The 23,254-nt window shown below is 63.1% G+C and carries 20 protein-coding genes and 1 pseudogene; 6 read left to right on the forward strand and 15 right to left on the reverse strand.

The features are described 5' to 3' along the window. The 15 genes and pseudogenes from ACJO2E_RS05265 to ACJO2E_RS05335 form a co-directional block, all read right to left on the reverse strand. A pseudogene (locus ACJO2E_RS05265) lies at positions 1-473 on the reverse strand (NADH-quinone oxidoreductase subunit N); the annotation flags it as partial. Beyond that, a complete protein-coding gene (nuoM, locus tag ACJO2E_RS05270; protein ID WP_406962528.1) occupies positions 473-2,008 on the reverse strand; it encodes an NADH-quinone oxidoreductase subunit M in 1,536 nt (511 codons plus the stop codon). The gene nuoM and the pseudogene ACJO2E_RS05265, both read right to left, overlap by 1 nt. Next, on the reverse strand, positions 2,005-3,873 hold the full coding sequence (nuoL, locus tag ACJO2E_RS05275; RefSeq protein WP_406962530.1) for an NADH-quinone oxidoreductase subunit L: 1,869 nt from the start codon (positions 3,871-3,873) through the stop codon (positions 2,005-2,007). Before nuoL ends, nuoM begins: the two co-directional genes overlap by 4 nt. Beyond that, the gene (gene nuoK / locus ACJO2E_RS05280; protein ID WP_406962532.1) at positions 3,870-4,178 is read right to left on the reverse strand and encodes an NADH-quinone oxidoreductase subunit NuoK; all 309 of its coding nucleotides are present in this window, start codon (positions 4,176-4,178) and stop codon (positions 3,870-3,872) included. Before nuoK ends, nuoL begins: the two co-directional genes overlap by 4 nt. Next, positions 4,175-4,693 (reverse strand): NADH-quinone oxidoreductase subunit J, encoded by a 519-nt coding sequence (gene nuoJ, locus ACJO2E_RS05285; RefSeq protein WP_406962534.1) that lies wholly within the window; start codon positions 4,691-4,693, stop codon positions 4,175-4,177. Before nuoJ ends, nuoK begins: the two co-directional genes overlap by 4 nt. Positions 4,694-4,711: 18 nt before the next feature. After that, positions 4,712-5,281 (reverse strand): NADH-quinone oxidoreductase subunit NuoI, encoded by a 570-nt coding sequence (gene nuoI, locus ACJO2E_RS05290; protein WP_406962536.1) that lies wholly within the window; start codon positions 5,279-5,281, stop codon positions 4,712-4,714. A gap of 9 nt (positions 5,282-5,290) precedes the next feature. Further along, positions 5,291-6,268 carry an NADH-quinone oxidoreductase subunit NuoH gene (gene nuoH / locus ACJO2E_RS05295; RefSeq protein ID WP_406962538.1) on the reverse strand — a complete coding sequence of 326 codons (978 nt, stop codon included), beginning with the start codon at positions 6,266-6,268 and terminating at the stop codon, positions 5,291-5,293. After that, positions 6,265-8,982, reverse strand: a complete 2,718-nt coding sequence (nuoG, locus tag ACJO2E_RS05300) for an NADH-quinone oxidoreductase subunit NuoG (RefSeq protein ID WP_406962540.1) — start codon at positions 8,980-8,982, stop codon at positions 6,265-6,267. Before nuoG ends, nuoH begins: the two co-directional genes overlap by 4 nt. 47 nt (positions 8,983-9,029) lie before the next feature. Next, positions 9,030-10,412, reverse strand: coding sequence for an NADH-quinone oxidoreductase subunit NuoF (gene nuoF, locus ACJO2E_RS05305; RefSeq protein ID WP_406962542.1), 1,383 nt, complete (start codon positions 10,410-10,412; stop codon positions 9,030-9,032). After that, positions 10,409-10,924, reverse strand: a complete 516-nt coding sequence (gene nuoE / locus ACJO2E_RS05310; RefSeq protein WP_406962544.1) for an NADH-quinone oxidoreductase subunit NuoE — start codon at positions 10,922-10,924, stop codon at positions 10,409-10,411. Before nuoE ends, nuoF begins: the two co-directional genes overlap by 4 nt. Beyond that, positions 10,924-12,690 carry an NADH-quinone oxidoreductase subunit C/D gene (nuoC, locus tag ACJO2E_RS05315; protein WP_406962546.1) on the reverse strand — a complete coding sequence of 589 codons (1,767 nt, stop codon included), beginning with the start codon at positions 12,688-12,690 and terminating at the stop codon, positions 10,924-10,926. Before nuoC ends, nuoE begins: the two co-directional genes overlap by 1 nt. A 14-nt stretch (positions 12,691-12,704) precedes the next feature. Further along, entirely contained in the window at positions 12,705-13,382 is a 678-nt protein-coding gene (locus ACJO2E_RS05320) for a NuoB/complex I 20 kDa subunit family protein (protein ID WP_406962548.1), read from the reverse strand. Between the two features lie 56 nt (positions 13,383-13,438). After that, complete coding sequence (ndhC, locus tag ACJO2E_RS05325; RefSeq protein WP_406962550.1) at positions 13,439-13,855, reverse strand: NADH-quinone oxidoreductase subunit A; 417 nt, start codon at positions 13,853-13,855, stop codon at positions 13,439-13,441. Positions 13,856-13,972: 117 nt separating this feature from the next. Then, positions 13,973-15,721 carry an ABC transporter transmembrane domain-containing protein gene (locus ACJO2E_RS05330; RefSeq protein ID WP_406962802.1) on the reverse strand — a complete coding sequence of 583 codons (1,749 nt, stop codon included), beginning with the start codon at positions 15,719-15,721 and terminating at the stop codon, positions 13,973-13,975. Positions 15,722-15,821: 100 nt separating this feature from the next. Beyond that, complete coding sequence (locus tag ACJO2E_RS05335; protein ID WP_406962552.1) at positions 15,822-17,108, reverse strand: sensor domain-containing diguanylate cyclase; 1,287 nt, start codon at positions 17,106-17,108, stop codon at positions 15,822-15,824. 652 nt (positions 17,109-17,760) lie between these two features. Between ACJO2E_RS05335 and ACJO2E_RS05340 the strand changes: the two genes are divergently transcribed. The 6 genes from ACJO2E_RS05340 to ACJO2E_RS05365 all read left to right on the forward strand — a co-directional run bounded on the left by ACJO2E_RS05340 (position 17,761) and on the right by ACJO2E_RS05365 (position 23,251). Continuing rightward, positions 17,761-18,669, forward strand: a complete 909-nt coding sequence (locus ACJO2E_RS05340; protein ID WP_406962554.1) for an alpha/beta hydrolase — start codon at positions 17,761-17,763, stop codon at positions 18,667-18,669. Positions 18,670-18,765: 96 nt separating this feature from the next. Continuing rightward, positions 18,766-20,736, forward strand: coding sequence for a carboxylesterase/lipase family protein (locus ACJO2E_RS05345; protein WP_406962556.1), 1,971 nt, complete (start codon positions 18,766-18,768; stop codon positions 20,734-20,736). 313 nt (positions 20,737-21,049) lie between these two features. Continuing rightward, the gene (locus ACJO2E_RS05350) at positions 21,050-21,553 is read left to right on the forward strand and encodes a GNAT family N-acetyltransferase (protein WP_406962558.1); all 504 of its coding nucleotides are present in this window, start codon (positions 21,050-21,052) and stop codon (positions 21,551-21,553) included. Positions 21,554-21,614: 61 nt separating this feature from the next. Further along, positions 21,615-22,025 (forward strand): fosfomycin resistance glutathione transferase, encoded by a 411-nt coding sequence (gene fos / locus ACJO2E_RS05355; protein WP_406962560.1) that lies wholly within the window; start codon positions 21,615-21,617, stop codon positions 22,023-22,025. Positions 22,026-22,234: 209 nt separating this feature from the next. Beyond that, positions 22,235-22,897 carry a nucleoside/nucleotide kinase family protein gene (locus ACJO2E_RS05360; protein ID WP_406962562.1) on the forward strand — a complete coding sequence of 221 codons (663 nt, stop codon included), beginning with the start codon at positions 22,235-22,237 and terminating at the stop codon, positions 22,895-22,897. Between the two features lie 114 nt (positions 22,898-23,011). Continuing rightward, positions 23,012-23,251 (forward strand): N-acetyltransferase, encoded by a 240-nt coding sequence (locus ACJO2E_RS05365; RefSeq protein ID WP_406962564.1) that lies wholly within the window; start codon positions 23,012-23,014, stop codon positions 23,249-23,251. Positions 23,252-23,254 lie beyond the last annotated feature (3 nt).

The following is a 23,254-nucleotide window of genomic DNA, read 5'->3' on the forward strand; positions in this document are numbered from 1 at the left end:
ATCAGGTACTTGATGCCCGCCTCCAGGGACCGTTCCGCCCGGAAGCTGTAGGCCAGCATGCCGTACAGGGGCATGGACAGCAGCTCCAGGCTGATAAACAGGCTCGCCAGGTGATTGCTGGCCACCAGCCCCAGGGCGCCGGTCACCGCGCACAGCAGCAACAGGTAGAACTCCTCCCGGGGGCCGATGTAGCCGGTCAGGTAGTGGTGGCTCAGGGCCACGGTGACCAGCGCGCACAGCAGTACCAGCACACTGCCCATGATCGCCAGGCCGTCCATGACCATCAGCGGTGGCGACGACAGGGCGCCGGACGCCACCGGCAGGCAGGCCAGGGCCAGAATCAAACCGGCGGCGGATAGCAGTGCGGTGATGCCATGGTGCCGTTGCCAGGCCACGCCCAGCATCACCACTACGGCGGTGGTGCCGACCACGATCAATGGCAGCAGTGCGACCAGGTTCTCCAGGGTCAGCATCAGTTCACCTCCCCTGCCCGGTCAGCCAGTTCGGCGGGTGCCTGCTGGAACAACTCAGCCGCCGGCCCGGCGATGGGGCTGGTGATGTCCAGGATCGGCTGCGGATAAAGTCCCACGAACAGGGTCAGCACCAGCAACGCCAGCATCATGACGTATTCCCGCAGGTCCGGCCCGGCCAGGGCGCCGTGGCGGTACTCCGGGCCGTAGTGCACCCGCTGCATCAGCAGCAGGGAGTAGATCGCCGCCAGCACCAGGCCGATGCTGGCAATGACCACCACCACCGGCGCACTGGGGAAGGTGCCGAACAGCACCATGAACTCACCCACGAAGTTGGCGGTGGCGGGCATGCCCAGGGAGGCGGCCACAAAGCACAGGGTAAAGCCGGGCAGCACCGGAATGCGGCCCCACAGCCCGCCCATGGTGCGCATGTCCCGGGTGTGGATGCGCTCGTACAGTTGCCCGCTGAGGATAAACAGCCCGGCGCTGGAAAAGGCGTGGGCCACCATCAGGATGATCGCCCCCTGGATGGCCAGTTCCGAGCCGGAGTACAGGGCAATCAGCACAAAGCCCATGTGGGAGATACTGGTGTAGGCGATCAGCCGCTTGATGTCCTGCTGCCCGCAGGCCAGCACCGCGCCGTAGATGATGCCCACCAGCCCCAGGGTCATGGCCACCGGGGCGAAGGCCTGGGATTCTTCCGGGAACAGCGGCAGGGCAAAGCGCAGGATGCCGTAGGCGGCGGTCTTCAGTAGGATGCCCGCCAGGTCGACGCTGCCCGCTGTTGGCGCCTGGGCGTGGGCGTCCGGCAGCCAGCCATGGAAGGGCACCACCGGCAGTTTCACCGCGAAGGCGATAAAGAACCCCAGCATCAGCCAGGGCGCCAGGGCTTCGGGGATATCGGTGCCCCGCAGCGTGTCGTAACTGAAGGACAGCTCCCCGGTATTCGAATAGTGCACGAACACCAGGGCAATGATCGACACCAGCATCAGCAGGCCGCTGGCCTGGGTGTAGATGAAGAAGCGGGTGGCGGCACGGATGCGGGTCTGCCCCTGGGAGCCACTATGGCCCCACAGGGCGATCAGGAAGTACATGGGCACCAGCATCATTTCCCAGAACAGGAAGAACAGGAACAGGTCCAGGGCCAGGAACACGCCCACCACGCCACCGAGGATAAACAGCAGGTTCAGGTGGAAGAACCCCACCCGGCGGGCGATCTCGTGCCAGGAGCACAGCACCGCCAGCGCCCCGAGGAAGCCGGTCAGCGCGACTAGAATGAGCGACAGCCCGTCCATGGCCAGGTGGATTTCGATGCCGAAGCGGGGTATCCACGGCGCCCGCCATTCCAGTATCCAGTGGCGACTGCCCTCGCCCGGCATGGTGAAATCGCCGGTCACCCAGAGCCACAGGCTGATCACCAGCACAAACAGCATGGTGACCAGGGCAATCCACCGTGGCGCCTTCTCGCCCCAGTGCTCTGCCTGCCAGCACAGCAGGCCGCCGATAAACGGGATCAGGATCAGCCACACCAGGATCATGCGACACCTCCCGGCAGCAGGGCCAGGGTCAGCAGAATCACCGTGGCCCCGAACACCATCACCAGGGCGTAGCTGCGAACCCGGCCGTTCTGGCTGCGCACCAGTCCGGCGTTGAAGGCCTTCGCCAGCACCGCCGGCAGGTTCATCACCAGGTTGACCAGATCCACCCGCAGTATTTTCACGGTCCATTGCCAGGGCCGTACCAACAGCCCGTCGAACACAGCGTCGAAGCCCCAGGCGTTGTGCCACAGGGTCCACAGGCGGGCGCCAATGCCATGGCGGGCCTTGTCCGCCAGCCAGTCCCGTTGCCACAGGAACAGCCAGGCCGCGATCAGCAGGCCGGCGATGGAAGCGCCCATGGCCAGCACCTGCAGCAGGGTATGGCCGGTGTGAACGGATTCACCGGGGGCTGCTGGGAACAGGTCCCCCAGCCCCGGATAGATCCAGGCGCCAATAAACGTAGACAGGATCGCCAGCACCACCAGCGGCAGGTGATGGGTGACCGGGTTGGTGCCCGGTTCGGGGTGGCGGGCGTGGTCGCTGCCCGGCTCGCCATGGAAGGTACCCAGGATCAGCCGCACCGTGTAGATGCCGGTGAGCACCGCCCCCAGCAGGCCGACGATCAGCAGGCCGGTCTGGTCCGCCGCCATGGCCTGCCACAGGATCTCGTCCTTGGAGAAGAAGCCGGCGCTCACCAATGGCAGCGCCACCAGCGCCGCACCGCCCACGATAAAGCCGCCATAGGCCACCGGCAGCTTGCGCCACAGGCCGCCGAGTTTGTCCATATCCTGCTCGTGGTGGCAGCTGATGATCACCGCCCCGGCGGACAGGAACAGCAGGGCCTTGAAGAAGGCGTGGGTGACCAGGTGGAAGATGGCGGCGTCAAAGGCGCCTACCCCCAGGGCAAGGAACATGTAGCCAATCTGGCTCATGGTGGAATAGGCCAGCACCCGCTTGATATCCGTCTGGGCCAGGGCCGCGAAGGCCGCCAGCAGCAAGGAGACGGCGCCGATTACGCCTACCAGCAACAAGACGTCCGGGGCCAGCAGGAATAGCCCATTCAGGCGGGCGATCAGGTAGACCCCGGCGGTGACCATGGTGGCGGCGTGGATCAGGGCGGACACCGGGGTGGGGCCGGCCATGGCGTCCGGCAGCCAGGTGTGCAGTGGCACCTGGGCGGATTTGCCCAGGGCGCCGCCGAGCACCAGTAGCGCGGCCAGGTTGGCGACATCGCTACCCGACGTCCACAGTTCCGGGGCCCGGGCCAGCACCGTCTGGATGTCCAGGGTGCCCAGCTCCATAAAGATCAGGAACAGCCCCAGGGCCAGGAACACATCGCCGATGCGGGTCACCACAAAGGCCTTGAAGGCGGCCCGGCCATTGGCGCTGCCCTGGTAGTAGTAGCCGATAAGCCCGTAGCTGCAAAGGCCAACGCCTTCCCAGCCCAGGAACAGCAACAGCAGGTTATCCCCCAGCACCAGCAGCATCATGCTGAACACGAACAGGTTCATCCAGGCGTAGAAGCGGGTGATGCCTTCTTCCCCGGTCATGTACCAGGCGGCGAACAGGTGGATCAGGAAGCCGACGCCGGTGATCACTGACATCATCACCAGGGCCAGGCCGTCCACCGCCAGGCCGATGGTGGGCTGGAAGTTGCCGACGGCGATCCAGGTCCACAGGGTAACGCCTTCGCTGCCACCGGCGTGGGATATGACCGTCCACGCGGTGGCCAGCGCCGCCAGCCCGACACTGCCCACGCCGATGACTGAACTGGTCCGTGGGCCCAGGCGACCGGCGGAAAAGGCCAGTATCAGGGTGCCCGCCAGGGGCAAAAGGAACGAAAGTACGACCGCCAATGCCATCATCCACGCATCCTGCTGGCTGCATCGAGGTTAAGGGAACGGAATCGCTGGTAAAGCTGGATCATCAACGCCAGCCCCACGCTGACCTCCGCCGCCGCCAGGGTGATCACCAGCAGGAACATGGCCTGCCCGTCCGGCTGGTTCCAGGCGGTGGCGCCGACGATAAAGGCCAATGCGGCGGCGTTAAGCATCACCTCCAGGCTCATCAGCACGAACAGCATGTTGCGCCGAAGGATCAGCCCCAGCAGCCCCAGGCTGAACAGGATGGCGGCCAGGATCAGGCCGTGTTCCATGGGGATGCCATTCATGGGGAACCTCCACGATTGCGCAGGGGGTTCGAACGCCGGCCCACGTGGGACGCAGTGACGAGCGCCGCCAGCAGCAGGATGGCGGCCAGTTCCACCACCACCAGCCAGGGGCCGAACAGGGTCAGGGCCACCGATCTGGCGGTCAGCAGGTCACCGTCGATGGTCTGACCCACACTACCCTGGGCCAGCAGCGATACCACGGCCCCCAGCAGGAGCATGGCCAGCAGCGACGGCCCCAGCCAGTAGCGGGGGTGCAGGAAGGCCTGGTCCCGGTCCGCGTCCGGTTTCAGGTTGAGCATCATCACCACGAACACGAACAGCACCATGATGGCCCCGGCGTACACGATGATCTCCAGGGCGCCGGCAAAGGGCGCGCCCAGGGCAAAGAACACCAGCGCCACCGCAATGAGCGAGACAATCAGGTACACCACCGCGTGCACCGGGCTGGTACCTGTGATCACGCCAACGGTGGCAAATACCGCCACCAGGCCGCTGAGGTAGAACGCGAGTTCCATCAGTTGCTCTCCATCCGTTCAGGGCAGCAGTGTCCGCACATCTTCCGGTGTCTCCTCGTTGCTTGCCTCGCCCTTGTCCTTGCCGCCGATGGCCATGCCCGCCACCTTGTAGAAGTGGTAGTCGTGATCCTTGCCGGGGCCGTTGATCAGCAGGTCTTCCTTCTCGTACACCAGTTGCTGGCGGTCGTACTCGCCCATCTCGAAATCCGGCGTCAGCTGGATGGCGGAGGTGGGGCAGGCTTCCTCGCACATGCCGCAGAAGATGCAGCGGGAGAAGTTGATGCGGAACCACTCCGGGTACCAGCGGCCGTCGTCCATTTCGCCCTTCTGCAGGGAGATGCAGTCCACCGGGCAGGCCACTGCACACAGATTGCAGGCCACGCAGCGTTCCTCGCCGTCCGGGTCACGGGTCAGCACAATGCGGCCCCGGTAGCGGGGCGGCAGGTAGACCTCCTCCTCCGGGTAGTTCACCGTCTCCCGTTTGCGGAAGCTGTGCATGAACACCATGCCCAGGGTGCGCAGCTGGGACCAGGTAGCCGGCACCAGCCAGAGCACCGTTCTGATGACCGGGACTTTAGTCCTTTCCATAAGCCCTCCCTAGGAATCCACCAGGAGCATCACCGCTCCCGTGGCCAGTAAGTTGATCAGTGTCAGCGGCAGGCACACCTTCCAGCCAAAGCTCATCACCCGGTCGTACCGGGGCCGCGGCAGTGACGCCCGCAGCAGAATGAACAGCATCAGGAAGAAGCCGGTCTTGAGGGCGAACCACAGGATCGGTGGCAGCCATGGCCCATGCCAGCCGCCGAAGAACAGCGTCACGATCAGCGCGGATACCAGCACCATGCCGACATATTCGCCGATGAAGAACATGCCGAACTTCATGCCGGAGTATTCGATGTGGTAGCCGTCCGCCAGCTCCTGCTCCGCCTCCGGCTGGTCGAAGGGGTGGCGGTGGGTAACGGCGATACCGGCGACCAGGAAGGTGGCGAAGCCGAAGAACTGGGGAATGATGAACCAGAAGCCTTCCTGGGCATTGACGATATCCCGCAGATTGAAGGAGCCGGCCAGGGCCACCACCCCCATCAGCGACAGCCCCATGAACACCTCGTAGGACAGGGTCTGGGCCGAGGCCCGCATGGCCCCCAGTAGCGCGTACTTGTTGCCGCTGGCCCAGCCGCCGAGCAGCACGGCGTAAACGTTGATGCCCGCCATGGCCAGGAAGAACAGCAGCCCGATGTGCATATCCGCCACGCCCCAGCCCGGGGTAATGGGAATGACCACAAAAGACAGCAACAGCGAGGCAAAGGCGATGATCGGTGCCAGCACGAACAGGGGCCGGTCCGCGAACGGGGGAATCCAGTCTTCCTTGAAGAAGATCTTCAGCATGTCGGCAATCAGTTGCATCGTGCCGAAGGGCCCGACCCGGTTGGGGCCGTAACGGTCCTGCCACAGGCCCAGCAGGCGGCGCTCCACCACGGTCAGGGCGGCGCCGAGCAATACCGCGCCCAGCAGGATCACCAGGGCCTGGAACATGGCCCAGACGATGGCGGCCAGTTGTGGTGTCCACCAGCTCATGGCTCACCTCCCGATGCCTTTTGCAGGGTGACGGTTTCGCCCTGCAACAGCCCGGGTATCAGGGCGGCGGGCAGCCCCACCCAGCCGGTGGGCCAGTCGTCCTGTTCGCGTACGGGCATTGCCCTTTCCCCACCCAGGCTGACGATGTCCCCGGTATGCAGGCCCAGACGTAGGGCATCCTCATGGCTCAGGGTGAGCCAGGGGGCCTCTGTCCTTTGCTGGATGGGTGTGGCCATTGAGGAGGTTTCCTCGCCGCCAAACAGCCGGGGCAGGATCAGGGCCCGCAGGCCGTCGGTGGTGTCGGCGGATGGTGATGGCTGGCTGTAGTGGTGTGGCCCGGGCTCCCGCGGGATCAGCCGGGCGCCGGGATCGCCGCCGCGCAGGTGACCCCCCACCTCATCGGTAAACTTGTTCCAGGCCTGGGGCGAGTTCCAGCCCGGGGCCCAGGCGAAGGGCACCTGCTGGCGGGCTTCCTGGTAGCCACTGTAGCCCTCCATGGAGAAGGCGAAGGCGGTGTCCGGGTCCTGCAGGGGCCGGGGTTCGCTCACGTTCAGGTTGGCGCGCATGGCGGTGCGGCCACTGTAGCGGTGGGGTTCCCGGGCCAGGCGCAGGCCGTCGATGCGATAGTTGGCACTGGGGGCGGCATCGACCATACCGGCCAGCACGGGGTGGTCGGACACGCAGGAGCCGATCACCGTATCCAGGGTGATATCGCTGGTCTTCTGGCCCCACAGATTCACCGTTAATACATGCAGCCAGCGCCAGCTCTCGTGGATGCGGGTCTCGGGCCGCAGATAGGTCGGGTCGTACACCTGGAAGAAACGCTGGGCGCGACCTTCCAGGTTCACCAGGGTACCGTCAGACTCGGCAAAGCTGGCGGTGGACAGGGTGAACCTGGCTTTCGCGGTGGTGGCCGTGTGCTGGTGGTCCAGGGCCACAATGATGTCCGCCCGGGCCAGGGCCGCGTCTACCCGGGCGGCTGGCAGTCTCTGGTAGAGGTCGTTCTCCAGTACCACCAGGGCGTCGGCACGGCCCTGGTCCAGTTCGTCCAGGGCCCAGTCCAGGGAATGACCGCCCATCAGTGACAAGCCGGTGCTGTTGGCTTCCCGCCGGATCAGTGTCAGTCCACCCCGCTTGGCCCGGCGGGCCAGGGCCCGGGCGATATTGCCGGCGGCGTCCAGCACGGCTTCCGACAGCAGTGAGCCACCACTGACCACCAGCGGCCGCTCTGCCGCCATCAGGGCATCGGCGATGCGTTGGGCAGCCTCGGCAAGGTCTGAAGACAGGTCATCCACTGCCGGGGCGGCGGGATCAATGTGGTGGGCCACCGCAAAACCGAGCCTGGCGATATCGTCCGGGGCCAGGGGATGGCGAGCTTCGGCGACGTCATCCAGGTCCGTGGCTGCGGGCCAGGCGATAAACAGCGGGTGGTAGCGGTCCTGGGCCAGGGTTTTGAGGGCCTCGGCGTTCCAGGCCGGTACGCCGATGGTCTCGCCCAGGGCTTTGCGACGAGCCAGGCCCGCCTGACGGATATTGAGGCCCAGGCGGCCGGCGCTCTGCACCGGGTCTTCCCCCAGTACCAAAATGGCGTCATGGTCCTCGATCTCCCGGGGGCTGGGCGTGGCCAGGCCGGTGCTGCGCTGCAATTCCGCCATCCGCTCCAGGCAGGCCTGTTCCCGGGTCTCGATACCGGTAGCGTAGTTATCCATGCCGACCAGCTTCTGCAACTGGTGATTGCTCTCCAGGCTGGCCCGGGGCGAGCCAATACCGATGACGCGACGGGCATGGCGCAGGGCATCGGTGATCCGGGCCAGGGCATCCTCAACACCCAGTGGCACCGGGTCGCTCTCCGGTGAATCCCGCCACTCCGGCACCCTTGGGCGGTCCTCCCGGTTTACATAGCCATAGCCGAAGCGGCCCCGGTCGCAGAGGAAGTAACCGTTCACTTCGCCGTGGTAGCGGTTCTCGATGCGGCGGATGCTGCCGTAGCGTTCCCCGGGGCTGATGTTGCAGCCCACCGAACACTGGTGGCAGATGCCGGGGGCGAACTGGAGGTCCCACTTGCGGGTGTACTGCTCGGAATGACTCTGGTCGGTGAACACGCCGGTGGGGCACACCTCGGTGAGGTTGCCGGAAAAAGGACTCTCCAGGGTGCCTTCCTCATAGCGCCCGAAGTAGACGTTGTCCTTGGCCCCGAAGGCGCCCAGGTCGGTGCCGCCGGCGTAGTCGTTGTAGAAGCGTACACAGCGATAACAGGTGATACAGCGGTTCATCTCGTGGGCGATGAACGGTCCCAGGTACTGGTTGCGGCGGGTGCGCTTGCGGAAGCGATAACGGCGACGGTCGTGGCCGGTCATCACCGTCATGTCCTGCAGGTGGCAGTGGCCGCCCTCCTCGCACACCGGACAGTCGTGGGGGTGGTTGATCATCAGCCACTCCACCACGCTGGCGCGGAAGGCCTTTGCTTCCTCATCGTCGATGGAGATGCGGGTCCGGTCCGATGCCGGAGCCATGCAGGACATCACGATCGTGCCCTTGTCATCGTCCGCATCCTTGTACTGTTTAACCGCGCACTGGCGACAGGCGCCCACGCTGCCCATGGCCGGGTGCCAGCAGAAATAGGGAATGTCGAGGCCCAGGGACAGGCAGGCCTGGAGCAGGTTGTGTGCCCCGTTCACCTCGTGCTGCTGTCCGTCCACATGAATGATGGCCATGGTTCAGTCCCGTTGCGTCGTCTTGGGGAAGCTCATACGTCTGCCTGCTATACCTGACCCACCGGAATGGGATCTTCGTGGGCCTTGCCTGTGGGCTTGCTCACGCCCGCCTCGAATTCGTGGCGGAAATGCTTCAATGCCGTCTGTAGTGGCATGGCAGCGCCGGGGGCATGGGCGCAGAAGGTCAGGCCCGGGCCGCAGTCCGCCGCCAGTTTGTCCAGCAGTTCGATATCGCCGGTTTCCCCCTGCCCCCGTTCCAGGGACCGCAGCAGTTTTACGGTCCAGGGCAGGCCGTCGCGGCAGGGCGTACACCAGCCGCAGGATTCCCGGGCGAAGAATTCCTCCAGGTTGCGCATCAGCGCCACCATGCTCATGTCCTCCGGTACCACCGTCAGCAGACCGGTGCCCAGGCGGCTGCCCTCCTTGCCCACGGTGTCGAAGTCCAGTGGCAACTCCAGGTGTTCCGGCAGCAGAAAGCCGGTACTGGCGCCGCCGGGCAGCCAGGCCTTGAGCTGGCGGTTATCCCGTAGCCCCCCGGCCCGGTCGAGGATCTCACCGCCGGTGGTGCCCATGGGCAGCTCCCACAGGCCAGGCCGCTCCACCGGGCCGGAGACCCCGTAGAGCTTGCTGCCGCCGTCGTCGGTGCGATCGCCGGACAGGCCCTGGTACCAGCCAGCGCCGTTGAGGATCACCGCTGGCACGTTGCACAGGGTTTCCACGTTGTTCACCACTGAAGGCTTGCCCCAGGCCCCGGACTGGCCGGGGAACGGGGGCTTGGCCCGGGGGTTGGCGCGTTTACCCTCCAGGGAGTTGATCAGGGCCGTTTCCTCGCCGCAGATGTAGCGCCCGGCGCCGGTGTGTACCGCAATGTCGAAGTCGAAGCCGCTGCCGTTGATGTCCTGCCCCAGCCAGCCCGCTTCCCGGGCTTCCTCGATGGCCCGGTTCAGCACCCGGGCGGATTCCACGTACTCGCCCCGCAGGAAGATGTAGCCATAGAAGGAGTTATTGGCGTAGGCGCCGAGGATCATGCCCTCGATCAGCAGATGGGGCTGCTGTTCCATCAGCAGCCGGTCCTTGAAGGTACCCGGCTCCATCTCGTCGGCGTTGCAGATCAGGTAGCCCCGGGGCCTATCGCCGCCCTGCAGGGTCAGGCTCCACTTGAGTCCGGCGGAAAAGCCAGCGCCGCCACGGCCACGCACATTGGCCTCCTTCATGGTGGCGATAATGGCCTGGGGGTCACCTTCAGCCAGGGCCTTACGCACCGACTGGTAGCCGTCCTTGCGCAGGTACTCATCAAGCCAGACCGCCTCGCCGTCGTCCCGCAACCGCCAGGTGAGCGGATGGGTGTCGGCGCTACGGTCGGCCTCCGGCTGCAACAGCCGGCTGCGGTAGCGGACCGAATCGCGCTGGCTGGTTATGGCGTTGCTCATGGGTACCCCTCCAGCAGGCCCGGCAGATCCTCCGGGCGGACAGGTCCAAAGGTGTCATCGTCGATCATCAGCGCCGGGGCGCCGTCGCAGGCCCCCAGGCAACACACCGGCAGCAGGGTGAAGCGGCTGTCATCGGTGGTCTGGCCGTAGTCGACTCCCAACTGGTCCACCAGTGCCTGCTTCAGTTCGTCAAAGCCGGTCAGGAAGCAGGAGCTGCTATCACACACCAGCACCACGTGGCGGCCCACCGGCTGACGGAAGATCAGGCTGTAGAAGGTGGCCACGCCTTCCACGGCCGCGGGCCCTATGCCCAGCGTCCGGGCAATGGCGGGGATGGCCTCGTCCGGAACCCAGCCATGGCGGCGCTGGACGATCTTCAGCGCTTCGATGCAGGCGGCCTGGGGCTGCTCGTAGTGGGCCATTTCCTCCAGGATGGCGGTCTCGTCCGCCGGGTGCAGTTCGAAGCCGTCGCTGCCGATCAGTCCGGTTGTCTGTGGTGTCGTTGCCATCATCAGCGGTCCACGTCTGCCATCACGAAATCAATGCTGCCCAGGTGGGCAATCAGGTCCGGTACGAAACCACCCTTCATCACCGCCGGTATCTGCTGCAGGTGCGGAAAACTCGGGGTACGGATGCGGGTGCGGTAACTCATGGTGTTGCCGTCGCTGGTCAGGTAGTAACTGTTGATGCCCTTGGTGGCCTCGATCATCTGCAGGGATTCGTTGGGCTTGAGTACCGGTCCCCAGGACACCTGCAGGAAATGGGTGATCAGGGTCTCGATGTGCTGCAGCATGCGTTCCCGGGGTGGCGGTGTGGTCAGCGGGTGATCCGCCTTGTAGTCGCCCGCCGGCATGTTATTCACGCATTGCTGGATGATGCGCAGGCTCTGGCGCATCTCGTCGATGCGCAACTGGCCCCGGTCGAAGACATCGCCGTTGTGGCCCAGGGGTATTTCGAAATCAAACAGCTCGTAGCCGGAATAGGGCCGTGCCTTACGCAGGTCGAAGTCGCAGCCGGTGGCCCGCAGGTTGGGGCCGGTAACACCCCACTCCAGGGCCTCGGCGGTGTCGAAGGCGGCCACATGGCGGGTGCGTTCCCGCACGATGGCGTTCTCCATCATCGCCTTCTCGTATTCCCGCAGGCGGGCGGGCATCCAGTCCAGGAATTCCTGCACCAGCTTTTCCCAGCCCTGGGGCAGGTCCTGGGCGACCCCACCGATGCGGTACCAGGCCGGATGCATGCGAAAGCCGGTAATACCCTCGATCACCTTGTAGCCCCGTTGCCGGTCGCTGAAGGTGAAGAACACCGGCGACATGGCCCCCAGGTCCTGCAGGTAGGTGCCCAGGAACAGCAGGTGGCTGGTGATGCGGAACATCTCGGCCATCATCACCCGGATCACCTTGACCCGGTCCGGCACGTCGATGCCCGCCAGCTTTTCCGCCGCCAGCACGTAGGGCAGGTTGTTCATGACGCCGCCGGTGTAGTCGATGCGGTCGGTGTAGGGAATGAAGCTGTGCCAGGACTGGCGCTCGGCCATCTTCTCGGCGCCCCGGTGGTGGTAGCCGATGTCCGGTACGCAGTCGACGATTTCCTCGCCGTCCAGTTGCAGCACGATGCGGAAGGCGCCATGGGCGGAGGGATGGTTGGGCCCCAGGTTGAGGAACATGAACTCGGCGCCGTCCCGCTCCCGCTGCATGCCCCAGGCCTCCGGCTCGAACCGCATGGCCTCCTGCTCGGTCTGCTGGCCTTTTACAGTGAGGGTGTAGGGATCAAATTCCGTGGCCCGGGCGTGGTAGTCCTTGCGCAGGGGGTGGCCTTTCCATGTGGGCGGCATGAGGATGCGTTCCGGGTGCGGGTGCCCGGCCACGGCGATGCCGAACATGTCCATGATTTCCCGCTCATACCAGTTGGCATTGGCGAATACATGACTGACCGTGGGCACCCGCAGGTCGTACTCGGACAGCGCCACCTTGAGGATCAGGTCCTCGTTCCGCTCCACCGACAGCAGGTGGTAGAACACCGTGTAGTCCGCCTCCGGCAGGCCATCCCGGTGGTTGCGCAGGCGTTCGTCCACCGCAGACAGGTCGTACAGCATGCTGAACGGCGCCGGCTGTTCCTTGAGGTGAGTCAGGATATCCACAATGCTCTCGCGACGTACCCAGAATACCGGCATGCCGGCAAGGGTAGGCTGCAGGTACAGCACATCCTCCCGGAACTGGTCCAGCAGGTGGCCGTTTCCGGTGTCAGCCTGTGGGTTGTCGACGGTGCCTGTGCTCATGGTTTTCCAGCTCGTCAGAGTTTGTCGGGTGTCCGCAGTTCGGTGGCCTGGATCCGCTGATCCCGCCACTTCTCCCGCTGGGACGGCATCTCCGCCCGGTAGACGCCCTGGTCCCCCACCACCCAGGACAGCGGCCGGCGCTCCTCCTGGATCGAGTCCTGCAACAGTTGCAGCCCCTGCAGGAAGGCCTCGGGCCGGGGCGGGCAGCCGGGTACGTAGACGTCCACCGGCAGGAACTTGTCCACCCCCTGAACCACCGAGTAGATGTCGTACATACCGCCGGAGTTGGCGCAGGACCCCATGGAGATCACCCACTTGGGTTCCAGCATCTGGTCATAGAGCTGCTGGATCACCGGCGCCATCTTGATGAAGCAGGTACCGGCGATGACCATGAAATCCGCCTGCCGGGGCGAGGCCCGGATCACCTCGGAGCCGAAGCGGGCAATGTCGTGGGGCGCGGTGAAGGCGGTGGTCATCTCCACATAGCAGCAGGACAACCCGAAGTTGTAGGGCCACAGGGAGTTCTTGCGGCCCCAGTTGACCGCATTGTTAAGCACCTCGCTGAGCTTGCCGGTGAACACATTGCGCTCAAGCTGGCTCTTGACCGGGTCTTCCGTGGGTTCCTGCCTGCGGACCGGATAGCGGCTGTCGCCCTCCGGCACCGGTTCCGCCCGGGTCAGTGTGTAGGACATGCTTCGCCTCCATGAACGCTGGCGTGCAGCACAGCGTTCCTGCCAGATAGCTTGGATCAGCCTGCCGGACGATGGGGCCTGCCGCTGGATGACTCCGGCGCCCAGTCGAGGGCACCGGTACGGCTGTCATAGAGCAGGCCGGCCAGCAGGATCAGAATGAACACCGCCGCGCCCCAGAAGCCGGTCCACCCCACCTCGCGGATGACAATGGCCCAGGCAAACAGGAATACGGCTTCGATATCAAAGATCACGAACAGCATCGCGACCAGGTAGAACTTGACGGAAAAGCGCTGGCGGGCATCGCCGGTGCCGACAATGCCGGATTCGAACGGGAGCGACTTGCTGACACCCTGGCTGCGCCCGCCCAGCAGGCTGGAGGCGCCGACCATGAAGGCACACAGGCCCAGTGTGGCGACAATAAAGAAACCAGTGGCCCAGTACCGGGCCAGCAGATCCGTAACCGTGTCAGCCATGCGCTCTCCCTGGCAGTGTGGTGCTGCCGTTGAGAAAACCGGTGGTGATTCGGGGGGAAGCCCCTACTGAAAAGCTAACAGTGGGTTGGCAATTGCGCAAATAATGAACGGGAAAAATCAATGACCTGCATCATCTTCCCCGGAGCCTCGGAATTGCAGTGCCGAGAGGCGGGCATACAGGTCGTTGCGGTGGATCAGCTCGTCATGGTGGCCGGCGTCCAGCAGGCGCCCCTGGTCCATGACCAGGATACGGTCGGCATGCCGGACCGTGGCCAGCCGGTGGGCGATCACCAGGGTGGTCCGGCCCGCCATCAGCCCCGGCATGGCCTGCTGCACCAGTTGTTCGCTTTCCGCATCCAGGGCGCTGGTGGCTTCGTCCAGCAGCAGGATGGGGGCATCCGCCAGTAGCGCCCGGGCGATGGCGAGGCGCTGACGCTGTCCACCGGACAGGCCCAGGCCGGTATCCCCCAGGCGGGTGTCGTAGCCCTCCGGAAGGGCCTGGATAAAGTCGTGGGCGTAGGCCGTGCGGGCGGCCCGGATCACCGTGTCCAGGCCGGCATCGGGGCGGGCGTAGCGGATATTGTCGGCAATGGTGCCGTGGAACAGGGCCGGGGTCTGGGGCACCAGGGCAAAGCAGTGGCGCAGGTCGGCGGGGCTGACCTGCCGGCTGTCGACGCCGTCGATCAGGATCTGACCCTGTTGTGGGTCGTAGAACCGCAGCAACAGGTCGAACAGGGTGGACTTGCCGGCCCCGGAGGGGCCCACCAGGGCGACAGTCTCGCCGGCGGTGATGGACACGGACAACTCCCGGATAGCCTCCACCTCCGGCCGGGTGGGATAGGCAAAGCTGACCTGGCGGAACTCGATGTTGCCCCGGACCGGCTGGGGCATTGATACGGCATCTGAAGGCGCCGGGTCGATCTCATTGTCACTCTGCAGCAGTTCGAAGATGCGGGCAGCAGCCCCGGCGGCCCGCTGCAGTTCACCGATCACCTCGCTGATGGCCCCGGCGGATACGCCTACCAGCAGGCTGTAGAACACGAAGGCGGCCAGTTCCCCGGGGCTTGTTCGCCCGGCAATCACATCCAGGCCGCCAATCCACAGCACGATGCCCACCGCCCCCATCACCAGGGTGATGGCCAGGGTCATCAGCCAGGCCCGCTGGCGGATACGGTCCCTGGCGATCAGGAAGGCGTTCTCTGCCACCGTGGAAAAGTGCTCCCGATCCACCGGCTGGTGGTTAAAGGCCTGAACGGTCTTGATCTGGGTGAGATTTTCGCCCACATAGCTTCCAACGTCGGCGACCCGGTCCTGACTCAGGCGGGACAGGTTCCGCACCCGGCGACCGTAGAACAGGATGGGAATCAGCACCACCGGAAAGCCGAAGATGATCACGCTCGCCAGCTTTGGGTTGGTGATGAACAGCAGGACGACCCCGCCGATCAGCATCAGCAGGTTACGCAGGGCGATGGAGACGGTGGAGCCGATCACCGATTGCAATACGGTGGTATCCGCCGTGAACCGGGATTGGATCTCCAGGCTGCGGTTCTTCTCGTAGAACCCTGGATGCAGGTCGATCAGGTGGCTGAACACCTGCTTGCGGATGTCCGCCACCACCCGCTCGCCGATCCAGGAGACCAGATAGAACCGGGCAAAGGAGCCCACCGCCAGGGCCATCACCAGCACGAAGAACAGGCCGATGGATTGCGCCAGCATGGTCGGCGACTGGGTGGCCAGGCCCTGGTCCACCAGGATGCGCAGCCCCTGGCCCAGTGACAGGGTGATGCCGGCGGTGATCACCAATGCGGTCATGGCACCGGCAACGGCCTTGCGGTAGGGCAGGATAAAGTCCCGGGCCAGGATCAGGGCCCGGCGGTGTTTGCTGGCGATGGGATGACTCCTGTCGGTGGTTCGTGGGCATCTGACCGGGTTTCGGCCCCGGGAGAGGGAGCCCGCCTCCCGACGGTCATTCCGGGTCTGGTACCACGATGCGATTACGCCCCTGGCGTTTGGCAGCGTACAGCGCCTGGTCGCATCGGGACAACAGATCCCGGATAGAGGACAGGCCTTCGTGCCAGGTCACCACACCACCACTCAGGGTCACGGTAAAGGACTGGCCCTCGCCATTGTCGAAGGCTTCCTGCTCCGTGGCCTTTCGCAGGTCTTCAGCAACACGGTGGGCCGAGGCGGTGTCGGTACTGGGCAGCAGGACCAGGAACTCCTCACCCCCGGTACGTGCCACTACGTCGGTCCGGCGGACCCGGCTTCGCAGGACACCGGCGAACCGTTGCAGTACCTGGTCACCCACCAGGTGGCCCCAGGAATCGTTGATCTGCTTGAAATGGTCGAGATCCAGCGAGATCAGGGAGAAAACGTCGCCATAGCGATTCGCGCGGGCGATCTGTTCCTCCAGGGTCCGCAGCATGTGACGCCGGTTGTGGAGGCCGGTGAGCTCGTCGGTGATGGACAGGCGTTCCAGCTCAAGCTCCAGCTGTTTGCGCTCGGTAATATCCATGGCCATGCCGTGCCAGACAATACGGCCCAGCTCGTCCCTCTCCGGCTGGGCCACGCCCTCCATCCAGCGGATTTCGCCGTTGACCTCGATCCGGTACTGGCAGCGCCATTCGGTGAGGTTTTCTGCTGACTCGACCGTGGAATCGAGGACCTGCTGGATATCGTCCCGAACGATGATATCGAACAGCGTGGAAGGGTTTGTCAGTGTCTCTTCCGCAGGGATTCCATAGAAATCGATACTTTTCCTGCTCACATAGGTGAAACGGAACTGGCCGTCGGTGTCCATCACAAAGGTGTAGATCACCCCGGGCAGGGATTCCGCCAGGCGTTGCAGGCGATGCTGGGTCTCCCGTTCCTCGGAAATATCCAGGTGGGTGCCGCAGACCCAGTTGGCCTGGAGCTTGTCATCCTCCAGGCGTCGGCCCCGGCTATGGATCCACCGCCAGTGGCCATCCCGGTGACGGAGGCGAATCACACAGTCGAAATAGGGCGTCTCCCCCCGCAGGTAGTCCCCCATCCGGGCCTTCGCATTATCAGCATCTTCCGGGTGTGTCAGGGACTGCCAGAGCTCGTAAGTCATGGGTTGAAGCTCGGCGGGTTCGTAACCGAGCATGTTGGCCCAGCGGTCGTTAACGATGACGGCACCGGTGTCGAGATTCCATTCCCAGGTGCCGGCGCGAGTAGCATCGATAATGGCCTTTAGCCTGGCCTCCGGCGAGAGTTTGGGACCTTTGGGCATGGACGGATCCGAGCTGGTGGTTTTGTGATCACTTATGGGGCGAATAATACCCGCCACTGTGTACGGATAACAGTGACGGGTGCCATCTTTCGAAGGGAAAAAGAACCCGGCAGTCAGGCGCCGGGTGGCGCACGGCAAACCAGGTAATCGCCCGGTGACTGCCCTCACAGATTCAAAAAGTGGGATGGGTGCTCAAATTATCATCAACTGCAAATCCGATACTGGATCATTACGCGGAGTTAACCATTTTGGGTGATCACCGGGTATTCCGATTTCGTTTTTATTCCAGTTTTCCATACATGGACAGTAGTCAGGGTATTTTTCCTGATTAAAAGTGAGCATTCATTCCGCCTTTGGTAATCAATAGTTACGTCTGAGCCCTTCAATGGATACTCGAATCTGTTTCTACGGATTGGCATTCCGTTCAGGCTGAAAAGCCTGGTTCGATATCCGGTCGAGCGCTCGCTATATCCGGCGTCTGGATGAACTCCCGGACATTTTGAACTTCCCCGGGGGCAGCGCTATAACTCGTCGGGCCGTAGCAGCGGAACCCTCATTCCGGTTCCGTCGCAACACTTAACACGACCATTGGAGGGTTAAAACAATGCAACGCAACGGCCTGAGATCACTCGCAATTGTATGTGGACTAACCATGACGGGCTCCGCCCTGGCGATTGGTGGGGGTGGTGGTATTGGAGGGGGCTCCGGCTGGGACCCGGATGATGCGCCGGCATCCTGCCCCACCGAAACCCCGGCAATGCTGCCACAGGGTGCCACCGAGTACTACCGTGACCGTCCGGGCGTACCCAATGGTGAGGTGGAAGTCGTCAATATCGGCGGCACCTTCGGCGGTGACCGTGTCCATATCTACACCCCGCCGGGCTACAGCGAATCCAATCCCGAGGGTTTTCCGGTGCTTTACCTTAGCCATGGCGCCGGGCAGGACGATTCCAACTGGACCAGCCGTGAAGAGGACTGGGGCGGCAGCGCCGACCTGATCCTGGATAACGCCATTGCCGAGGGCCGCATCGACCCGATGGTGGTGGTCATGCCGGACACCAGTGGTTGTGCCTCTGGCAGCCCGGTTACCCCAGGCACCAGCGGTGGCTGTGTGGACCTGTTCAAGGACACCCTGATGCCTTACGTGGAGTCCAACTACAACGTCCGCACCGATCGTGACAATCGTGCCATTGCCGGCCTGTCCCAGGGCGGTTTCGTGGCCTTCAACGTGGGCCTCGGCAACCTGGACCTGTTCAGCCATGTGTTCATCTATGGCTCCGGCTGGTTCTCCACATCCCGCAGGGCGTTCGAGCGTGAGTTCGAATCGGTTCTGGATGATCCGGAAACCAACAGCCTGCTGAACGCTCCGATCGTCATGGGCGCGGGTTACGACGACATTGCCTACAGCAACACCGAGGCAACCATTGAGATTCTCAATGACTACGGCGTGGCCAACCTTCGTGAGGAGTTCGAGGGTGAACACGATATGGACAGCTTCCGTCGGATGCTGCACCTGACCCTGCCGATGATGTTCGTCAACACCCAGGGCTGTGGCAGCTAATACCCCCTGAGCAGTGACGACCTGCTTATGTCCGGGACTGTTCAGCCGTCGGTTCCGGCATCTTTCCCTACCCTTAACAACAAACCGGAGAGATTCATGTCGATCCCCCAGAAGACACGGCTTTGTAAACAGATTCGATTGACCACCATTGCCACCTGTGTCGCCACGGGCCTGGCATTTGGTGGTGTCAGCACACTGGCCCATGCCCTGCCCGATCAGGCCTCGGACCGGGCCCATGAACGTACGTCCCGGAATCACGGCGAGCGCCTGGAAAAGGTAAAGGACGCACTGGACAGGATTCGGCTGGCCCGCCTGCACAAGGTTCGTAACCTCTCGGCATGGAACCATTTCCCGGACGCCGGGGAATTCACCGACAAGGCCACCAACCTCGCCGCCCTGATCCAGACCCTGGACCAGGATGGCGACCTGAACAATGGCATCGACGTGTCCCGGGAAGCTTCCCGGATTGTCGACGAGTACACGGACATGCTGACCTTTGACCAGTCGCCGGCGGAGTTCGCCCGGAGCGAAGCGGTGACCGACCTGATGGCGGAACTTAACGCTGCTGGCGAAGAGGTCTTTGATGACACCGACCCACGACCCCGACGCCTGATGAACGCCGAGAGCGCTGTGGAGCTGGTGGCCCGGGCCCAGAGTGATCGCAAGATCGTGCCTACCAGCCTCGGCGTGCTGCGCGGTTTTACCACGCCCGACGACAAGGCCTGGGGGTTCTACGGTATTCCCTACGCCAAGGCACCCTTGGAGGAACTACGTTGGAAGCCCCCGGTGGATCACGATGGCTGGTGGGGCGTGCGTGAAGCCATCGCCTGGTCCGACCAGTCCGCCCAGGACCCCACCAACGAAGCCTTCGGCGAAGGCGGCATGAGTGAGGACAGTCTCTACCTCAATGTTACCGTACCCAAGGACGCCGGCGATGAACCGCTGCCGGTCATGGTCTGGTTCCATGGTGGTGGCTTCGCTATTCTCACCGGCAACACCAGAGGGTTCAACAACACATCACTGCCTGGCAAGGGCGCCATTGTGGTTACAGTCAACCACCGCCTCGGCCCCTTCGGCTACATGGCGCACCCGGCCCTGACCGAGGAATCGGAAAATGGCGCCTCCGGCAACTATGGGCAGCTTGACCTGGTGGCCGCCCTGGAGTGGGTGCAGGAGAACATCGACCGTTTCGGGGGTGACCCGGACAACGTCACCATCTTTGGTGAATCCGGCGGTGGCGGCAAGACCCTGTCCCTGCTGCATTCGCCGCTGGCGGACGGCCTGTTCCACAAGGCCATTGTCCAGAGTGGTATGGCGGCGCCAAGTGACCAGACTATTCCGGTGGAAAACCCGCTGGAAGCTCAGGAACAACAGGGTATCAACCTGGCGGAAGCCCTGGGTGTCGCGGATGAGCCCGACGTGCTGGCCGCCATGCGCGATATCCCCTGGCCGGACATTGTGGAAGCCTCCGCCGAGGCCGGCTTTGCCGCACGCCCGAACATCGACGGCTGGTACCAGACCATGGGCATCCGCGATGCCTTCGAGGCCGGCAAGCACCATGACGTGTCCATAATGGCCGGTGCCAACACCGGTGATCTGCCGCCGCTGGTGGAAGGCCTGAAGTGGTACATGCCGTGGATGGCCGAGTACAACGAGTCCGACGTCTACACCTACGTATTCGACCATGTACCGGCGGGCTGGCGTAACTTCGGCACCTCCGCCTACCACGGTGTCGAGCTGGTCTACATGTTCGACTATCCGGGCAGCTTCGTGGCCCACTACCTGCTGGGTCTGACCGGCCACCCGGACCCGACACCACAGAAGTTCGCCACCACCGACAGCCCGGGCATCGATCCGGAGGAATACGCCATGGTCAGCCAGCTTTCCCTGGACCTGTGGGCCTCCTTCGCGAAGGACGGCGACCCCGCCATCGATCGCCAGGAATGGCCCGCCTACACCGGGGAGAACGATACCTACCTGCGTATCGACCTGACCCCGGCGGTGGAAACCGGCCTGGATGATGCGTTTCCGGAGTTCGATTTCCCGACGCCCCCCACAGCCCCGTAAGCGGCCGTTGTTGCCCCTGGCTGGTTGAGGGAACAACCGCCAGGGGTATGCGACCAATAATCCCCAAGCACGCACCCTGCCAGTGGAATGGATTCTGGTGGCAGGGTGCTAGTCTTTTTCCTTGAAGCATCCGATTCCCACGCCAACTCACATACCAATGTCTACCCTCGTGGCAAAACCGGTCACCTGGGCGGAGTTCATTGACTTGCATGAGGCCTATGTCTAGGTTGGAAACTATTCGCATAAAAATATGAGTCCACGATAGGGGCCATAGACAGACGCCATACCCGAATAGGCAGGGATGCATGCCCGCATGAGTATCAGAAAATTGTCACAGCCTGACCTCCCGGATGTGGCTCGTATACAGAGGGAGTGCTACAGCCAGGACATCCTCGAGTCGATGGATTCGTTTTCCGCAAAACTGACTGCGTGTCCGGATTTCTGTTTCATGGCAGTACAGAGAGAACTTCCGGTTGGCTATGTCGTCGCTTTGCCGTGGATGTTCGGCGAAATGCTGGACCTGGATGGCGTTGAGTATTCTGTTCCCTTACAAGCTGACAGTGTCTGTATCCATGATTTGGCAGTGAGCCCATCGGCCCGGAGGGCGGGTGCCGCGAATCAATTGCTGAAAGCTGTGCTGGATACCGCAAGAGAGCGGGGATATAAACGCATATTCCTTGTCGCTATCCAGGGGGCATCATCGTATTGGCAACGTCATGGCTTCGAGGCTGTGCAAGTTGATGAGGCGCTGCGGAGAGGCCTCTCTGCCTATGGGGAAGACGCAGTGTATATGGTAAGAATCGATGAAGGCGCTTAGCCAGCCTATCCTGTTAGTTACTTCACTCCGGCATTTTTCGACGCCAGAATCAGGAGGCGGAATGGTTAACGGCATCAATCATATAACATTGGCTGTCAGTGATCTTGAACGGTCATTTGATTTCTATACCAACGTGGTTGGCCTGAAACCGGTGGCGAAATGGGTGCGGGGTGCTTACCTGCTGGCTGGTGAAGCCTGGATCTGCCTGTCGCTGGATGCGAGCAAGTGTAGTGGCGCTGAACCTGAGTACACCCATATTGCCTTTTCTGTGGAGAAGGGGTTCTTTAACGAGAGCGCCAAGGCCATCCGCGCGCACAATGTGACGATCTGGAAAGAGAACAAGAGCGAAGGGGACTCTCTGTACTTCCTTGATCCGGATGGGCACAAACTGGAGCTTCACGCCGGAGATCTCCAGACCCGGCTGGCTACGCTCAGGAAGCAACCCTATGAGGGCCTTGAACTGTATGTTTGAGATGAACCAGACAATGAGCCTAGAACACTGGCTCGATCCGTGTGTTGGAAAAATGCGGTTTCAAGCCTCTGGGTTATGAAGCCCGGATCGGGCGTAACCACTATCGAATCCGGCAATCTGAGTTCAGGCCAACCAAAAGTGCGATGTAAATGGTGCGGGACGGTCGCCGCCCTTAAGTGGGCGCTGGAGCGGCAAGAGGTAATCGTATCTTGGCCATAGAGCAAATTGCGCAAGCTATCCTGAGCGTTCAAAGTCCCTTCGTCACACGGATAGCCATTGATGGTGTCGACGGCGCGGGCAAGACGATGTTCGGGGATGAGCTTGGTCGGACGCTGGAGGCGTGGGGTGCAAAAGTGATCCGTGCCTCTGTGGACGGGTTTCATCATCCGCGCGTGGTCCGGTATCGCCGTGGCCGGTTTTGCCCGGAGGGCTTTTACCGTGATTCATACGATTACGCCACGCTGAGGCAGGTGCTGCTTGACCCTCTGTCTCCCGGAGGCTCAGGGCAGTATATTTCAGCAGTGTTCGATCACAGGAACGATGCCCCGGTCCGTTCGAGTACGCGGCAAGCGGCTGCTGGTGATATCCTCATCTTCGATGGCATCTTTGCTCACCGCCCCGAGCTTCGCGGATACTGGGACCTGTCCGTGCTTCTCGAGGTGTCCTTCGAGACGTCGATAAAGCGCTTGGGTGCGCGGGACGGCACGCCCATGGATCCACTTGCGCCGTTGAACAGGCGGTACATCGAAGGTCAGCAGCTATATTTTCAGGAGTGTGGACCGGCCAACCATGCCACCCTGGTTGTTGACAACAATGAGCCCGCCTCGCCATGTATCGGCAGTACAGTGACCAAAACAGAATCGACTCTCTGACGCGACGTTGCCGAGCGATTCCTGCTGCTTTGTCCCTTCGCTTGTAAAACAGTACTATTTCCCTTTCGTCAGGCGAAAGGAACGCCGTCGATATAAAGTGCCAAGGAACCTAACATGAGCCAGACATGGAATGCCGGTCAGTACGTCAACCACGCCTCATTCGTTGCCCAACACGGCCTGCCTGTTCTTGAGTTGCTGGACCCGACATTGGGAGAGCATATTATTCGCCTGGACACGATCCCCGAGCTGGACAGCGCCCTGCGTCTATACCGGAGACTGGGATTTCGTGAGATTCCACCGTACCGCTACAACCCGCACCCTGATGCGGTCTTCATGGAGTATAGGCTGGAATGAACC

It is taken from the genome of Marinobacter shunpengi (genome assembly GCF_045449695.1).
Taxonomy (GTDB): Bacteria; Pseudomonadota; Gammaproteobacteria; order Pseudomonadales; family Oleiphilaceae; genus Marinobacter.

What these genes read in the sequence shown, in the direction of transcription:
- nuoM (WP_406962528.1), bottom strand. Translation starts at nt 2,008, where the DNA reads ATGATCCTGGTGTGGCTGATCCTGATCCCGTTTATCGGCGGCCTGCTG.
- nuoL (WP_406962530.1), bottom strand. Translation starts at nt 3,873, where the DNA reads ATGATGGCATTGGCGGTCGTACTTTCGTTCCTTTTGCCCCTGGCGGGC.
- nuoK (WP_406962532.1), bottom strand. Translation starts at nt 4,178, where the DNA reads ATGAATGGCATCCCCATGGAACACGGCCTGATCCTGGCCGCCATCCTG.
- nuoJ (WP_406962534.1), bottom strand. Translation starts at nt 4,693, where the DNA reads ATGGAACTCGCGTTCTACCTCAGCGGCCTGGTGGCGGTATTTGCCACC.
- nuoI (WP_406962536.1), bottom strand. Translation starts at nt 5,281, where the DNA reads ATGGAAAGGACTAAAGTCCCGGTCATCAGAACGGTGCTCTGGCTGGTG.
- nuoH (WP_406962538.1), bottom strand. Translation starts at nt 6,268, where the DNA reads ATGAGCTGGTGGACACCACAACTGGCCGCCATCGTCTGGGCCATGTTC.
- nuoG (WP_406962540.1), bottom strand. Translation starts at nt 8,982, where the DNA reads ATGGCCATCATTCATGTGGACGGACAGCAGCACGAGGTGAACGGGGCA.
- nuoF (WP_406962542.1), bottom strand. Translation starts at nt 10,412, where the DNA reads ATGAGCAACGCCATAACCAGCCAGCGCGATTCGGTCCGCTACCGCAGC.
- nuoE (WP_406962544.1), bottom strand. Translation starts at nt 10,924, where the DNA reads ATGATGGCAACGACACCACAGACAACCGGACTGATCGGCAGCGACGGC.
- nuoC (WP_406962546.1), bottom strand. Translation starts at nt 12,690, where the DNA reads ATGAGCACAGGCACCGTCGACAACCCACAGGCTGACACCGGAAACGGC.
- ACJO2E_RS05320 (WP_406962548.1), bottom strand. Translation starts at nt 13,382, where the DNA reads ATGTCCTACACACTGACCCGGGCGGAACCGGTGCCGGAGGGCGACAGC.
- ndhC (WP_406962550.1), bottom strand. Translation starts at nt 13,855, where the DNA reads ATGGCTGACACGGTTACGGATCTGCTGGCCCGGTACTGGGCCACTGGT.
- ACJO2E_RS05335 (WP_406962552.1), bottom strand. Translation starts at nt 17,108, where the DNA reads ATGCCCAAAGGTCCCAAACTCTCGCCGGAGGCCAGGCTAAAGGCCATT.
- ACJO2E_RS05340 (WP_406962554.1), top strand. Translation starts at nt 17,761, where the DNA reads ATGACGGGCTCCGCCCTGGCGATTGGTGGGGGTGGTGGTATTGGAGGG.
- ACJO2E_RS05345 (WP_406962556.1), top strand. Translation starts at nt 18,766, where the DNA reads ATGTCGATCCCCCAGAAGACACGGCTTTGTAAACAGATTCGATTGACC.
- ACJO2E_RS05350 (WP_406962558.1), top strand. Translation starts at nt 21,050, where the DNA reads ATGAGTATCAGAAAATTGTCACAGCCTGACCTCCCGGATGTGGCTCGT.
- fos (WP_406962560.1), top strand. Translation starts at nt 21,615, where the DNA reads ATGGTTAACGGCATCAATCATATAACATTGGCTGTCAGTGATCTTGAA.
- ACJO2E_RS05365 (WP_406962564.1), top strand. Translation starts at nt 23,012, where the DNA reads ATGAGCCAGACATGGAATGCCGGTCAGTACGTCAACCACGCCTCATTC.